Raw genomic sequence first — 14,972 nt, 5'->3', positions numbered from 1 at the left:
GAGGTTCTAATAGGCTCCGATTGATCGTGTCTCTGCTATGTAAAATGCGATTCGAGTGTCCAATTGATTCCAAAATTTCCCATGGACATCCCGACGTTTTAGGTACACACTTCGGCACACGGTCGAGCAAAAGCGCTTGACTGTGTACCTAAAGGACTGTGTACATGCCTCGCCAAGCTACCCCGTTAACTGATACTAAAATCAAGTCGCTTAAGGCCAGGAGCGAGCGTTATCGCGTGAGCGATTCAGGCGGCCTGACTTTGGAAATCATGCCTAGTGGCACAAAAGCGTGGCGCTATCGCTATCAGCTCCACGGCGTTCGCCAGCCAACGCTTACCATTGGCAATTACCCTGAGATCGGCTTGGCAGACGCTCGCAAGCGGCGGGACGAGTGGGCGATTCTTGTAGCGCGCGGCGAGTCTCCAAAGCATGCCATGCAGGCTCAGAAAGCCGCGAAACAGAATACCGTAGGTACGTTTGGCGCAGAGTGGCTAGACGAGCAAGTAAAAGGCAAGTCAGATAGCTACGTCACGACTATGCGCCGCCTCATGCAAAAGGATGTCTATCCAGTCCTCGGGAACATGCCACTGACCGAGGTAAAGCCGATAGACATTCTGAAACTATGTGACCGGATCAAGTCACGCGGCGCGCCTAATATGGCCCTGTTGACGAGGAACGTACTTCGGCGCATGTACGATTTCGCTATCGCTCGGCAAGTGGCTGAAACGAACCCAGCCGCAGCGCTTGTAGCTCGTTTTATTGCCACCGAGGAGAGCCGCACTCGCGTCCTGTCTCCTACTGAGATCGGTCAGGTCTTGAGAGGTATCTACGCATCGGACATTCGTCACGCACTTAAGCTGGCTTTGAATTTGTTATTCATTACGATGGTGCGCAAAGCCGAGCTTACCGAAGCAAGCTGGGATGAGTTCGATCTGGAGCTGGCGGTATGGGATATCCCAGCCGACCGAATGAAGAAGGACAAACCCCATCGTGTCTATTTGTCTCACCAGGCCGTCGCTATGCTGAGTGAGCTTCGGTCATGCGCCGGAGCGTCGGCCTATGTGTTCCCAAGCACGCGAGGCCACGACGACCGGCCCATCAGCAAGAGTACCCTTAACCAGGCCGTACGTGCACTATCACTGGACGTGCAGCACTTTGTCCTGCATGACTTTCGGCGCACGGCCTCAACCCACCTACACGAAATGGGCCACTCTTCCGATGCCATCGAGCGTGCTCTCGCCCACAAAATTCAAGGGATCAAGGGCGTCTACAATCGTGCCGAATATGCTGATCAACGAAAAATCATTCTTCAGGCATGGGCTGACTTTGTCCAGGCTCAACTGGACGGTACGACCGTAACCCCTCTGTTCCGTGCCGCATGAATTCCTAGAGAGCTAAGATTCCAAGATAATGAGCGAATCCTTTCACGAGGCCAATAAATTCAAGCGCGCCATTTATACCCTGCATGAGGCGTCCGTGTCATTAGGCATACCAGTCGACGACGTGATGCAGTTTGCCGCGCAAGGCGTCCTCAGGGTCTTTGCGCGCATACCAATGGGTTTCACGCTGTTCTCGACGGATAGGCAACTTGCTGCCATCGAATCGGACACAGTACTTACTGCCATACAGAAGCGGAACCGATTTAATCTGGACGGCGTAACTGCAGTTCATGAACCTGAGATCGAAATGATTGAGGTCAGCCGGAACAGCTGTAACGCGATTGCTGTTCAAGGCGAGGCCTATCAACAGGTTTTCTACCGAGGCGTACGTTTGCACGCCAACGGCAATCCTACCGTCGTCGAGCCATCCCCCCTTCAAATTACAACTACCGTATTTGGCATCGATTACCTGGATCATCCGTTCAGCCGCTTATTCGCGTGCTACTCGGTTAGTCTGGACCCGAATGCCCCCTCATTGAAAGGGCAACTCCAGCCATCGACGCTTAACCTCACACTCGATATGGTGAGAGTTCTTGCCTCCGATTTAGCGGCTGTTATACCGCATCCACCGGAGATCGACGATCCTGAGTTTGATATCGGCTTTCGCCCAGAAGCGCATATGCCTCTTCCGCTCATCAAGCTACATGAGGCCGCAATGGCACACTGGGATTTCCGTCAGCGGGACTGGAAGAAACCAGAGCCAAAGAACGTAGTGGCTTCACTCTTAAAAGTCATGGACGAGCATGGGAAGCCAGTCTTTTCCGGCAATATGGCACAAGCTGCTGAGTTCATTTTACGGACGACTTTTGAGTACTGGCGCCAAGCCGACCACAAAAAGAGAGTGCGTGACGGTATTGCAACACCGTTCGAAGCGTTAGTCGTTGTGGCGTCCGCGTGGGGCAGCCGAATGGACGAGAAATACGACAAATTTGCCGCACCGATGAAATATCGCAATAAGGAAGAGGCCATTGAATTTTTCAAGGAGTGCCGAATCGCTGATTCCTATTTGGTTTCCGCCTGGACCATTGCGGCCCCCTAAGCGCGCGCCGCTCTAGGAGGATGAAGCAATAGTGCCGCGCGTCGGCAGCTAACACAAAAAAAGTGTCATGCATACTGGGATGGGTAGAACCTTACATGGTTATACCCATCCCCTTTTTTGCCGCCGCGTTTTCTTTCATCATGGTCTCGTTCTAACAATCAACGAGGCCGCAATGCCAGAGCAAATCAAACGCCCACTGACGATTCTTCGTCGGAAACAGGTCCAGGAGCGCACGGGCCTTCCCACCAGCACGCTGTACAGCTTACTGGACAAGAATTCGCCGTATTACGATAGTTCATTCCCAGTACAGATCCACATATCCACGGCCAGCGTCGGCTGGATTGAGGAGGAGGTCCAAGCTTGGATCGAATCGCGCATTCGAGCAAGCCGCAAGTGACCTTGCAGTTACTTGTCGAGCCTACGTGTTATTCGCCGTGATAGGCAACTTAGGCGTAGGCAGCGTATGCACAACTCCGATGATTTTCCCTCGTAAGTTTTGCACGTTAGATCGGCGATTTTTTGTTGACACGCCGATTTTTTTCACCGAAACCCGAACTAGGGAATTTTGGATATAAGTTCAATTAAGAATTAATTAAGAATTAAGAAATTTTAGAGAGAGGATAGGATGCCTTCAGGGCGACCTAGTTTGCGAAAATGACGAAGCAAAACATGCAGTTTGCGATGCCACAAATTTCAGTGCGTGACATCTATAAGGAGATCGATCAAGACGAAAACCTCGCCATCAAGGAAACCAAGGGTGAATTGTCTACGGTCATCTGTGAGGGATTGGGTAATCTTCTTGTTGAGTTTGAGGAGTTCGCTCAACGTGCAGGTAACGGTCAGGTCGGATTTCATTGTGCCTGGAATAATGGAAATTTAATGATCAAAAGCGGGCAACTTGCCAAGTACTATCCCCAACTGAACCACTTCGTTTCACTTTACGAGCAGGATAAAACTTTCAGCCCGCACGTCGAAGTAGCGTACAAGCATGTTTTTGCGTTGGGCCTCCAGAGCGGTGGTATGTACGACGATCCGGCGGAGGTCAATAGTTACTATAATAAAAGCGGGGCGACACTCTTTAATGAGTTGATTCAGCGTGTTTACCATGAATGTCAGACCCCTGAGTTCAAGCGCAAGCTCAGTGCGAAGGAATATAACGCAGTTAGAAATTTCCGGAGTGTTGGCGAATACATTGCGGCCCTATTCGAGCACTGTAAGTCTAGACTGCTGGCGATCCGCGTTGATTTTGGCTTTGCCATACATCCACAGTTGCATCCTCATGAAGTCACCCTTACAGAAGCGCAAGCATACCTTGACCGTTTTTTGAATAATCGGCGCGGTCGTGCCCTTTTTAAAAACTTGGTGGGGTACGTGTGGAAACTGGAGCATGGCCGTCAGAAGGGCTATCATTTTCATTTCTGCATGCTTTTTGATGGCTCTCGTGTCGAAAACCATTCCTACATCGCAATGAAAGTCGGAGAGTACTGGCAAGAACTGACTGACGGTCGCGGGACGTATCACAGCTGCCATGCCCACAAACGTCCATATTTCCGTTCTGGCATCGGCATGATCGAGCACGATGACTTCGAGAAACGTTCGAATTTGCTTTACGCCCTTAGCTATTTTTTCAAAAAAGACCAGTACGTGAAAATGAAACTTAGCGAGAAGGCCCGAGTTTACGGTCGGGGCGAGATGGCTAAGCCACGCAACAGCACTGTTGGGCGCCCACGTCGTAAGGTTGAGAACGAAGGCGCTTTGCAAAACATGGGCGACATATTTGAGAATGCAATGAAGCACGGGACACTGCCTGCCGTGAACCGTATTAGCAGTAATCAAGATGAATGCGATTCTAGCGATTAACTAGACTTGTTCGAGGGTCGAGGTCCTGGCATCGCCGCAGATGGACATAGGAGCTCCTTATCATTAGGATGTAGGTGTTGGTAGATTATCAATGGGCTCTAGAATGATTGGCCGGGTTGATAGTTTTTTGGAAGAAAACTCGGCAGTATCAATTAAACATGCCTTAACGATATTTCAATGTTTCGCGCAGTGGTACGTGGAAAGGCTGTCAAAACAACCAAATTGCTGCCTTCACCCGCCCAGAGTCCATCTATGGCCAAAAAATCGCTAGTCTGTTAGACTACTTTTAACGATTTAAGACGATTCTAAAGGCAAATCTCTGAGCGCCAATGCAATGAACACTGAGCCGTGGGTGACTGCCGAACGCGTGGCCCAACATCTGGGTGTGGTCAAGGACACCGTCTACCGCTGGCGTGAACGTAAGGGCCTGCCTGCGCACAAAATCGGCCGGCTCTGGAAATTCCAGCTATCCGAGGTCGATGGATGGGTGCGCGATGGCGGAGCGGATGAACCTGCCGATGGAGATAGCGCCGCATGACGACAAGCCGTAATGAAAAGCAGACACGAATTGAAATTATCGATTCACAGTTGGCTCGTGCGGGTTGGTCCCGAAATCGCCGAAACCTCGTAAACGAATTTCTCTTACAGACGGCAGAGCCCACGGCCGACTATGGTGGTGAGCAGTTCGCTGACTACGTCCTTCTTGGTTCAGATGGCAAGCCGATTGCCGTAGTCGAGGCCAAGCGATCATCTCGTGATGAAATTGCCGGAAAACGCCAGGCTGCCGACTATGCCGATGCGATAAAAGCCAAATTTGGTACCGACCCATTCGTGTTTCTCACCAATGGCAAAGAAATTCAATTCTGGGATCGCGAACGCTACGCGCCCCGAAAGGTTTCTGGCTTTTACACACGAGATGATCTGGAACGACTGCGGCATCAGCGCCAGTTCGCCGAACCGTTGGGTGGCGTTTCCATCAACGCTGAAATCGCCGGCCGCGACTATCAAAATGAAGCGATTCGTCGTGTCACTGAAGGCGTAAATGCGGCCAAGCGAAAGTTTTTGCTGGTAATGGCCACTGGCACCGGAAAAACACGAACAACCATTGCCCTAGTCGATACCTTGTTGCGCTCCAAGCGCGTGCAGCGTGTATTGTTTTTAGCAGACCGGCGGGAATTGGTTCGCCAAGCGATATCGGAGTTTAAATCCCATCTACCCAATGAGAGTCTCGCCCGTATCGAGGCCGGCGAAACTTCTGGCGCGCGTATTCAATTCTCCACCTACCCCAGCATGATGCAGGTGTACTCACGTCTGTCGGTAGGGTACTACGACCTGATCGTGGCGGATGAAAGCCATCGCTCCATATACCAGCGCTACAAGGCCATTTTCGATCATTTCGATGCCATTCAGCTTGGGTTGACCGCAACCCCGACCGACTACATCGACCACAACACGTTCGAACTATTTGATTGCGGTGACGGTGCACCCAGCTACTACTACAGTTACGAGCAGGCCATTGCCGACCAAAACCTGGTGAACTACCGCGTACTGGACGCGCAAACCAACTTCCAGCTTCAAGGCATTCAGGGCGATGCGCTGCCGGAGCCCTTAAAGCAGATGGCTCGCGATCAGGGAGTAGAGCTTGACGAACTCAACTTCGATGGCAGCGACATTGAAAAGGGCATCATTAATCAAGGCACTAACGATGCCATGGTGCGAGAGTTCATGGACAAAAGCCGCAAAGATGTGCGCGGCCTGCCGCACAAGTCCATCATTTTTGCCGTCAGCCATGCCCACGCCAAGCGGCTTTACGAGGGCTTCAATCGTCTTTATCCAGAGCTGCAGCGCCAAGGCATGGCTGAAATCATCGATAGCCACATGGAGCGCGCCGACGCTACGCTAGACGACTTCAAGTACCGCACCATGCCGCGTATTGCCATCTCGGTAGACATGCTCGACACCGGCGTAGACGTCCCCGCCATCCAAAACCTGGTTTTCGCTAAGCCCGTTTTCAGTAAGGTGAAGTTCTGGCAGATGATAGGGCGTGGCACCCGGCTGCATACCAACAAAGCGACCGGCGAGATCAAGAAGGATTTCTTGATCATCGATCACTGGAAGAACTTCGCGTATTTCAAGCTCAAACCCGACGGAGAGGTTGACCACCCGAGCGAACCGCTACCGGTTCGCCTTTTCCGATTGCAGCTTGAAAAGTGGCAACTGCTGGAGGCACAACAACAAGGCACACAAGCCGCCATCGCCGATCTGCAGGCAATGCTGCACGCATTGCCCCGCCACAGTATCAACGTACGTCCCCACTGGGACGAGCTCGACGCGCTGGCAGCGCAATGGCCAGCCCCGAGCCAAAGCACCATTGAACACCTGTCGCAAACCATCGCCCCTTTGATGCGACTTGCCCCATTGGCTGGCCTGGATGAACTCCAATTTCGCATCTGGTGCGAGCGTCTCTCCGTGGCTTGGCTTAAGGGTGATGCCGGCGAACAGGCCAAAGTAAGTGAGCGCATTCACGAGGCGATTAACAGTCTGGCCGAAAATATCCCACAGGTGCAGCGAGTGGCCGAACAACGAGCCTGGGTTCAGTCGACCGGCTTCTGGCAACACTTGGATATCGCGCGTTTGACCACACTGCAAACCGTATTCGCCCCGCTGATGCGCTATCGCACCACGGCACCAAGCCATACGGTAGAAATCAACCTACCGGACAGCATCACCCAGCGCAGCTGGATCATTTACGGCCCCACGGGTGAAGGTGCTTTTGCAGAAAGTTATCGCGAACAAGTCGAGGCCTTGGTCCGCCGACTGGCTGACCAGCTTCCCGAATTGGCCAAGCTCAAACAAGGCGAACATCTGGGCGACCAAGAGCTGGAGCGAATCAGCGACACACTTAACCAGGCTGATCTATTCGTCACCGAAGATACCTTGCGCAAAGCCTTTGAGGTTCCCGCAGCGTCGCTGGCTGACTTTCTGCGGCACATCCTTTGCGAAGGTGCGCATCTGCCCAACCGCGAGCAGCGCATCAATGCCGCGTTCGACGCTTTCATTGCAGCACACAGCTATTTGCGCGCCAACCAGCTCAACTTCCTGCGGGCCGTAAAAGCCGCTGTTGTGCGCCACGGGCGCATTACCCGCGCCGCACTCAGTGAACCGCCGCTTTCGCGCGTGGGTCGAGTGGAAACGCTGTTTCCGCCGCAAGACATCGACGAACTTATCAACCTCACCAACCAGTTGTTGGATGAGGCCGCCTAAACATCAAGGACACCACTGAATGCTTGCCCCTCATATCAAGAAAAAAGTCGACGAACTCTGGAATCGCTTCTGGGCTGCCGGACTCACCAACCCCTTGGTTGCAGTCGAGCAAATTACCTACCTGTTGTTTCTCAAACGCCTGGAAGACATAGACCTCAAGCGCCAGCAGCGTGGCTTTCCGTCTATTTATGCAGGTTTCGAAACCTGCAAGTGGAGCTACATCCGTCAGGACAAAACCAACCCCACTCACCTGATCGAAGTGGTGTTTCCCTGGTTGCGCGAACTCGACAAGCACTTCACCGGTGCCAGTGCCGACGGCACGGAGCTCGCTAGTCTCAACAACCGCATGGCCGATGCCTACTTTCAGCTCGACCCCAACAAGGGCAAGGTGCTGAGCGACGCCATTGACAAAATCGACGAGCTGTTTGCCCGCGCGGGTGAAGGCTCAGCCGCCCAGGACATCATGGGCGATACCTTTGAATATCTGCTCAGCGAAATGGCCACGGCTGGCAAAAACGGTCAGTTTCGCACCCCGCGCCACCTGATCCGCTTCATGGTCGAGTTGCTTGATCCCGAGCCTGGCCAGCGTGTGATCGATCCGGCAGCTGGCACAGGCGGCTTCCTGTTCAGCACCCAGCAATACCTGATGCGCAAATACTCGGCGCAGCAAAACCTGGTACTGGAATGGGACGGCACCCCGCACCGCATCCATGGCACTGGCGCGACGCCAGAGGAATACGCCGCCATCCACAACGGTGCCAACTTTGTCGGCCTGGACAACGATCGCACCATGGCACGCATTGGCTGGATGAACCTGGTGCTACACGATGTCTCCGATCCACACTTGGTGCAGGGCGACTCACTCAGCAAGCGTGAGGGAAAAGCCAAGCTCAAAGAATTATTGGAGCCGGGCAGCTACCAGTTCGTGCTCGCCAATCCACCCTTTACCGGTACGGTCGATAGCGGCGATCTGGAGCCCGACACGGTGCTGTTTCCGCGCGTTGGCGGTGGCGGAAAGAAGAAGGATGAATCGATCACCAACAAGAGCGAGTTGCTCTTTCTGTGGTTGATGCTCGACCTGCTGGATATTGGTGGCCGCTGTGCCGTGATCATTCCCGAGGGCGTTTTGTTCGGTAACACTGATGCCCACGTGCGTCTGCGCCGTGAGCTGCTTGTCGAGCACGTGGTAGAAGGCGTCATCTCACTTCCCGGAGGTGTCTTTCAGCCCTATACCGGCGTCAAGACCTCCATCCTGATCTTCAGAAAGGTCACGCGCCGCGACAGTAAGCAGACGCTGCCGAGCAACGCCGCACCACTGAGCGAACACGTCTGGTTCTATGAGGTAGATGAAGACGGCTACACGAAAGATGCCAAACGCAATGCCCGCCCTGGCCAACAAAACGACCTGTGGGATTCGCTGGAAAAGTTCAAGGCCTGGATTGCGCACGGTCGCACCGGCGCGCAGCACAACGAGAAAACCCTGCTACAACCCAGCTTTCACGCCGAGCGTTGGCGCCAGGCCCTGCTGCGCGACACCGCCGACAAACTCACGCCTGCTGGCGAGGCTTTTTCGGCTCTACCTGACACCAGCATGTGGGATGGTCACGTATGGGGCATCCACGAGCTGTTCCCGGAGCTTCCAGCCGACCCCAAGGCCGCCGAAATTCAGGTGCGCAACGCCACGAGTCAGCTGCTCTACAACTTGGTGATTCAGTTCTTTGCAGCCTCCACCCAACCCGTGTGGGCGAAGTGGAAAGACGCGGGCACCGCTGTCAAGCACATGGACAGTGACAAGGCGCTGGCGGAATGGCAAAAGGCCATCAAAGTGCCGCAGCAGGAATTCAACCGCGCCGCGCGCGACGTACAGCGTTTCTTTGAAGCGGAAGACGGCCCAGCACTGCCGCTGTGGAAGGACATGGTCAAAGACGCGCTGAACGCGGGACTGTCGTATCACAAACACGCTGCCACGCAAGCGCCTACGGTGCAGTTCAGTATTCATGAACCGGTTGCAGACCTGAACGCTGCACTTGAAGCCGTCGCCCGCGAAGTCGCCAAACTCGACGGCTTTGATGTCACATTGCGTAGCCTGGCCATTGATCAGGCAAGCGACCTCAAAGCGGCCAAGCACTGGGTGGTGCCCGTGCGCGACTGGGTGCGCAACGACGAATGGCAAAGCGCAGATGGCCAGCTTATCGGCTCACACGATGCCTACGGCTTGGTGCGCCCGGCTTATGTGCAAGCCATGCTGGCCGAGGGGCTCTACGACGAGAAAGGCGCGCTCAAGGACGGCGTGCTCGACCCGGACTGCATCGAGGCGCGCGAGTGGAACCTGTCCGCCGGACAGTACAAGCCTTTTGACTTCACCGAGCTGAAAAGCGACATGAGCGTGGCCGAATTGATCGGTACACTCAAAACCACTGAGCACGACATCATCCAAGGTTTGGAAAAGCTGCTGGCGATGGTGGAGGGGCGGGAATGAGCTTGCCTGAAACGTGGATACAGGCTCGCTTAACTGATATTTGCGAGCTCAACCCTCGGCTACGTTCCGAAGACCGGCTCACTGACGATGCCATTGTCACCTTTGTGCCTATGTCCGCTGTCGATGAGTATGGCGGCGTCATCATAAAACCTGAAACTCGAACGTTTGCTGAAGTTGCAAAGGGCTATACGAGTTTCCGTGAGCGCGACGTGCTTTTCGCAAAAGTCACGCCTTGTATGGAAAACGGAAAAGCGGCCATTGCATCGAATCTTGAAAATGGTTTGGGCTTTGGATCGACAGAATTTCATGTACTGCGTCCGACCGAGACCGTGCTTCCTGAGTACATTTTCAGTTTTATTCGGCAGAAAGCCTTTCGTGATCGGGCTGCATCTGCATTTATTGGAACAGGCGGCTTGCAGCGAGTGCCGCCTGACTTCCTTGCGAGAGTAAAGATCCCGCTCCCTACACTTCCCGAGCAACAGCGAATCATTGATTTACTGCGACAAGCGGAAGCCTTCGACCACAGCCGCGTTGCCACGAAAGAAACATTGGGCACCGTTCTCCGCGAACAGTACAGGGCACTGTTCGGGGACGTACTGAACAATGAAAGAAGCTGGCAAGTTCGCAAGATTTCGCAAGTAGCCGAACTGGTTCGCGGCAGCTCGCCACGGCCACAAGGCGATCCGAGACTTTTTGGCGGCCCCGTTCCGCGTTTGATGGTTTCCGATGTGACGCGAGACGGGTTGTGGGTTAATGCCACCACGGATTCGCTGACGGACGAAGGCGCCAAGGCAAGTCGGCCAATGGCTGCACAGTCTGTGGTGATGGCAGTTAGTGGTGCCCCAGGACTGACTGCCATCCTCAATCACGATGCCTGCATTCACGACGGGTTCGTAGGCTTACGCGATTTGAACGCTGATCTATTGCCCGAATTTGTCGCCTTTACACTCAATCTTATGCGCGCAAAGAACGACCAGCAAGCAGTGGGGGCTGTATTCCGAAATCTGACAACGGATCAGGTCAAAGCGATGGTGATTCCAGTGCCGCCGATAGAGAAACAAAAGGCATTCCGAGAATTCCTATTGCAATGGCAGGTTGTTCAACTCGGCATTGCGAGGTCTAAGCGCTTACTTGACGAGTTAATAAATGAGCTGAGTATTGATGCGTTTTCTGGGGCGCTAACGGCGACTTGGCGGGATAAATCTGCGAGGCAAATAGCTGAAGCAGCCTTAGCTCGCAACCACCTATTGCATGAACGCGGCACCAAGATCGCGCTTAGCGGCACCGCCAAAATCAGCCTCACGGCGCAAGCCGATCTCACCGTAGGCCCAGCGCGCCACTGGCTGCTCGCCGAGCTCAGTGAATTCCAGCGCCAAGTGCTGACGGCCTTCACCGAGTATTGCCAACAAAGCGGCCAGCCCTTGCTGGTGGAAGATCCGGAGGTATTCGCCCGCTTCTGCGATGACTCAGCCGTGACGGATCGGCTGCAAGCCTTTGGCCAATCCCAGGGCAATCGCATTCGTCGCGCTCTCAGCCAATTGGCGGCACTGGGCTTGATCGCCAAAATCACCTTGCCCAAGCAAGACACGAACAGCGGCGAGCGCGACTACCTTAAGGCCTTTCGCCCTCTGCGCCCGGAAGAGTTCACACGCATGGCCGATGTGCAGACATTGCGTAAAGCGTTGCCGACCAGCGTAGATCCGCAACGCTATTATTTTGAAGTCCAGTTGGATTACGAGACTTCTGAGCGTGCTGGCGCGAGCGGGATGTTCCAGGTGATTTTGGTCGAAGATGAAGACGGCATGGACTTCACCCACCTGGTGGATCAGGGCCAGCAATACGCCTCACTCGACGACCTTAAAGAAAACATCGCCAGCGCGCTCAAAGTAGAGGCGCAGCAAGTCGATCTGGAGGCCGTGTAATGCGCCTGCGCTACTTGCACCTGCAGAACTATCCACCGATCTCTGACATCAAGGTGTGCTTCGCCAGCGGCTCACCGCTGGCGCGTGAATGCGCAATCCGTTTTGTGGTGGGTGTGAATGGCAGCGGGAAATCGAACCTGCTGCGCGCGGTGGCTGAGGTGTTTTTGGCGCTGGCTGACCTGCGTGTGCCGGCGTTCCCGGTCAGCCTGGTGTATGAGTTGGGCGTGCGCGGAACACCGAACCATCGCACCTTGCTGCTGCACTGCCCGGGGCAACGCCAGCAAGCCAGCTTATGGTTGCACGAGAAATACACCTTTCCCGACGATACAGATCAACAGATGTTTGATCTGACTTTCGAGCATCTTTGGCAGCGCGATGCTCCAATGGTCCCGGGCTTCGTGCCCTTGATCGCAGCTGGCAGTTGGCCGCTGCGTGACAGCTCGCCGCCACAGATTGCATTGCCTTCGGCGGTACTGGCGTACACCACCGGCGACCTGCGCCCCTGGCGCTCGGTGTGGAACCGTAATCAGCATGCTGACGATTTTCTGGAAGGCGGTGATGACACACAAAGCGATGAGCGCCCAGCGGGTTGGACCACCGCCCAGGAAAATGCCCTGCAAGCGGCTCGGCAGGTCGGCGACGGCACGCCGCGGCTGGCCATAAGTTCAAGCAACGCGGAAACGGATCACTTCCGCCGCCCAGTGCTGCTGGATGCCACGCTGCTGAAATGCGCACTGTTGGCAGTGGCGCTGCCGCAGGCCTTTGATGAAACGGCAGACTATCCGCTGCGGGCAGAGGCTGATGCAGCGATGGCCAAACTGCTTCGTCGCGCCGACAACAAGAACGCGCTGCAAAAACTGCTGGAGCGTGGCGGCTGGCACAGCTTGGTCTCGGTCGCTTTTCGCTCACGCCTGCAAACGGCGCAATGGGATCAGAAACTCTGTGAAACCGCCCACGATTGGTGGTTGTGCGCGAGCGAGGTGATTGCCGAGCCGCACCCGGTAGAAGTTCGCCGCACCCTAATGTTTGATTTGAAGGGGCCTTTCGATGTGCAAGGACAGTCGTTCCTGTCAGCCGCCGGTGACGAGCTGCAAACTTGCACTAGCCAAGGCGAAGCTTTGTGGGCCTTGTTGGGTGGGGCCAAGGATGCCAGCGCCTTCGACTTGTTCACCCGCTTACTTGACCTAAAGCAGGCCGGATTGTTTGACGACGTTTTGTTGCGCTTGCGTCGCGCACCAGTAGCTGCGCGTGACGAGGCAATTAGCGCAAACGACGTTGGTGTCTTGCGATATGAAGAGATGTCGGACGGCGAGCAGATGGTGCTGGGCCGCATGGCGTTATTCCACTTACTGCAAGGTCAGCAGGATGCTTTGCTGCTGCTGGATGAACCGGAGACCCATTTCAATGATAAATGGAAGCGCGAGATCGTCGACATCATCGACGACGCCATTGGTCACACGACCAACGATGTCTTGATCTCCACTCACTCGGCCATCGTGCTTTCTGATGTTTTCAACGATGAGATCGTGATGGTGCAAAAGACAGCAGAGGGTTCGACGGTACGCAGCGTGGATGAGCCGACATTTGCCACCGACCCAAGCGCATTGATGATGACGGTGTTCGGTGCCGATGACAGCATCGGCAAACGCGCCCAGGAATTCATCGAAGGCAAGCTGCGTCAAGCTACTGGCACGCCCAACGAAATAGCTGATCTCGAACGACTGATCGCTCGGATGGGATCGGGCTTCTATCGCAGCGAACTGCGCACCTTGCTGAATACTTGGCGGGGTGGCAATGCTTAAGGCTATCTCGCAACCATTTTGCTGTGGAGCGCTCAATGCCTGTCTCAACTTGCAGATCCATTTACTAAGATGGCTGTGTGATCCGACGACAACCAGCGCCAATATAACCCAGATAAACCTCGCCCCCCCCCGGGTGCCAAGCCAAATCGAAGCAGAATGGCTGTGGCGTTTCCTCTATGGCCGCAAGCAAACTCGCCTCAATCAAGCAAAGGTCATCGCGGATATGTCAGCAGCTGAAAAGACTGCATTGCTTGACTGGAGTAATTCCGTTGTTTCGGTTGCTGCTCAATTTCTGCCAAACCCACCGGCCTGGCCAATCACGCTTCCGGTCATCCCTGTTCAGGCTTGGGCGGCTTTCAAAGGATTAATGGAGGCTTTCTACGAGCGAGGCCTGAAAAGTGGTTTGCCATATCTGCCAAACGGAGCGGCGGTCGCTACAGGTGGTGTTACCTATGCGAGCTTTGCTCAGGCATTTCGCGACGCGCATCGCCTGAATCCCAGCCCAGATGCTCGCGAGGTTTGCGTTCTCTGCGGTGGGCCATTGGGACAAACGCCAGAGATCGATCACTGGATTGCCAAAAGTGCATTTCCCTTGCTCAGTGTCTGTGCCGACAATCTGCTACCGATCTGTGGTGAGTGCAATTCAACGGCGAATAAGGGCGAGAAAGATGTACACAGCGCGGGTAGCTTCGCAGATTGGTTTCACCCCTATCTGCGTCCGGGCAGCGGGGCCTTGCAACTGAACTACGTGCTACCCGATCTTTCCGTGCGGTGCGGTACTACCACCCCTGCTGATCAGTCCAAAGCGGCCAAGCTAGACGCACTGCTTAACCTCAGCAGTCGGTGGACCCGCGAATTCAAGGCGGAATATGCCAAACATCAGGATGTGTTGTTTCGTAGGGAGCAACGTCGGCTAAGAGGCGCACAAGCTCGCCACACTCAAGTCGAAATTCTGTCGTATGTCCAGCAATGGCAGGTAGATCTGTCAGCACATGAGCCGCACCACGAAGTTCACCTAGCCTTAGCTGCGGCTTTGCAAGAACCATCTCGGATCGCAGCTTGGCATAGTGAATTAGCTTCAAAAAACTGAGCTTCCTCATCTAGCGGCGGACACAACGTGAACCGCCGCGTCTCTTGAGGCCGAAATACGAAGTCAGGTCAGGCAAT

At 54.7% G+C, this 14,972-nt stretch carries 10 protein-coding genes; all 10 read left to right on the top strand.

Annotated elements, in window-relative coordinates; all coding sequences use genetic code 11:
* The first annotated feature begins 164 nt into the window (after positions 1-164).
* Positions 165-1,382, top strand: a complete 1,218-nt coding sequence (locus tag AC56LG_RS12670) for a tyrosine-type recombinase/integrase (RefSeq protein WP_497166447.1) — start codon at positions 165-167, stop codon at positions 1,380-1,382.
* A gap of 28 nt (positions 1,383-1,410) precedes the next feature.
* A complete protein-coding gene (locus AC56LG_RS12665) occupies positions 1,411-2,478 on the top strand; it encodes a hypothetical protein (protein WP_497166446.1) in 1,068 nt (355 codons plus the stop codon).
* Positions 2,479-2,545: 67 nt separating this feature from the next.
* Positions 2,546-2,875, top strand: coding sequence for a helix-turn-helix transcriptional regulator (locus AC56LG_RS12660; RefSeq protein ID WP_497166445.1), 330 nt, complete (start codon positions 2,546-2,548; stop codon positions 2,873-2,875).
* A 257-nt stretch (positions 2,876-3,132) separates the two neighbouring features.
* A complete protein-coding gene (locus AC56LG_RS12655; protein WP_497166444.1) occupies positions 3,133-4,338 on the top strand; it encodes a YagK/YfjJ domain-containing protein in 1,206 nt (401 codons plus the stop codon).
* Positions 4,339-4,672: 334 nt separating this feature from the next.
* A complete protein-coding gene (locus AC56LG_RS12650; protein WP_497166443.1) occupies positions 4,673-4,876 on the top strand; it encodes a helix-turn-helix domain-containing protein in 204 nt (67 codons plus the stop codon).
* Positions 4,873-7,602 (top strand): type I restriction endonuclease subunit R, encoded by a 2,730-nt coding sequence (locus AC56LG_RS12645; RefSeq protein ID WP_497166442.1) that lies wholly within the window; start codon positions 4,873-4,875, stop codon positions 7,600-7,602. Before AC56LG_RS12650 ends, AC56LG_RS12645 begins: the two co-directional genes overlap by 4 nt.
* A 19-nt stretch (positions 7,603-7,621) precedes the next feature.
* Entirely contained in the window at positions 7,622-10,081 is a 2,460-nt protein-coding gene (locus tag AC56LG_RS12640) for a type I restriction-modification system subunit M (protein WP_497166441.1), read from the top strand.
* Complete coding sequence (locus tag AC56LG_RS12635) at positions 10,078-12,003, top strand: restriction endonuclease subunit S (RefSeq protein WP_312438509.1); 1,926 nt, start codon at positions 10,078-10,080, stop codon at positions 12,001-12,003. The genes AC56LG_RS12640 and AC56LG_RS12635 overlap by 4 nt, the downstream gene beginning before the upstream one ends.
* Positions 12,003-13,805 carry an AAA family ATPase gene (locus tag AC56LG_RS12630; protein ID WP_497166440.1) on the top strand — a complete coding sequence of 601 codons (1,803 nt, stop codon included), beginning with the start codon at positions 12,003-12,005 and terminating at the stop codon, positions 13,803-13,805. Before AC56LG_RS12635 ends, AC56LG_RS12630 begins: the two co-directional genes overlap by 1 nt.
* Entirely contained in the window at positions 13,798-14,895 is a 1,098-nt protein-coding gene (locus AC56LG_RS12625) for a hypothetical protein (RefSeq protein WP_497166439.1), read from the top strand. Before AC56LG_RS12630 ends, AC56LG_RS12625 begins: the two co-directional genes overlap by 8 nt.
* Positions 14,896-14,972 lie beyond the last annotated feature (77 nt).

The organism is Telluria sp. ZB2R32, assembly GCF_059685715.1.
Note: the sequence above shows the minus strand (reverse complement) of the source record. Positions and strands in the feature narration are given on the sequence as shown.

What these genes read in the sequence shown, in the direction of transcription:
- AC56LG_RS12655 (WP_497166444.1), top strand. Translation starts at nt 3,133, where the DNA reads ATGACGAAGCAAAACATGCAGTTTGCGATGCCACAAATTTCAGTGCGT.
- AC56LG_RS12665 (WP_497166446.1), top strand. Translation starts at nt 1,411, where the DNA reads ATGAGCGAATCCTTTCACGAGGCCAATAAATTCAAGCGCGCCATTTAT.
- AC56LG_RS12640 (WP_497166441.1), top strand. Translation starts at nt 7,622, where the DNA reads ATGCTTGCCCCTCATATCAAGAAAAAAGTCGACGAACTCTGGAATCGC.
- AC56LG_RS12630 (WP_497166440.1), top strand. Translation starts at nt 12,003, where the DNA reads ATGCGCCTGCGCTACTTGCACCTGCAGAACTATCCACCGATCTCTGAC.
- AC56LG_RS12625 (WP_497166439.1), top strand. Translation starts at nt 13,798, where the DNA reads ATGCTTAAGGCTATCTCGCAACCATTTTGCTGTGGAGCGCTCAATGCC.
- AC56LG_RS12660 (WP_497166445.1), top strand. Translation starts at nt 2,546, where the DNA reads ATGCATACTGGGATGGGTAGAACCTTACATGGTTATACCCATCCCCTT.
- AC56LG_RS12645 (WP_497166442.1), top strand. Translation starts at nt 4,873, where the DNA reads ATGACGACAAGCCGTAATGAAAAGCAGACACGAATTGAAATTATCGAT.
- AC56LG_RS12670 (WP_497166447.1), top strand. Translation starts at nt 165, where the DNA reads ATGCCTCGCCAAGCTACCCCGTTAACTGATACTAAAATCAAGTCGCTT.
- AC56LG_RS12650 (WP_497166443.1), top strand. Translation starts at nt 4,673, where the DNA reads ATGAACACTGAGCCGTGGGTGACTGCCGAACGCGTGGCCCAACATCTG.
- AC56LG_RS12635 (WP_312438509.1), top strand. Translation starts at nt 10,078, where the DNA reads ATGAGCTTGCCTGAAACGTGGATACAGGCTCGCTTAACTGATATTTGC.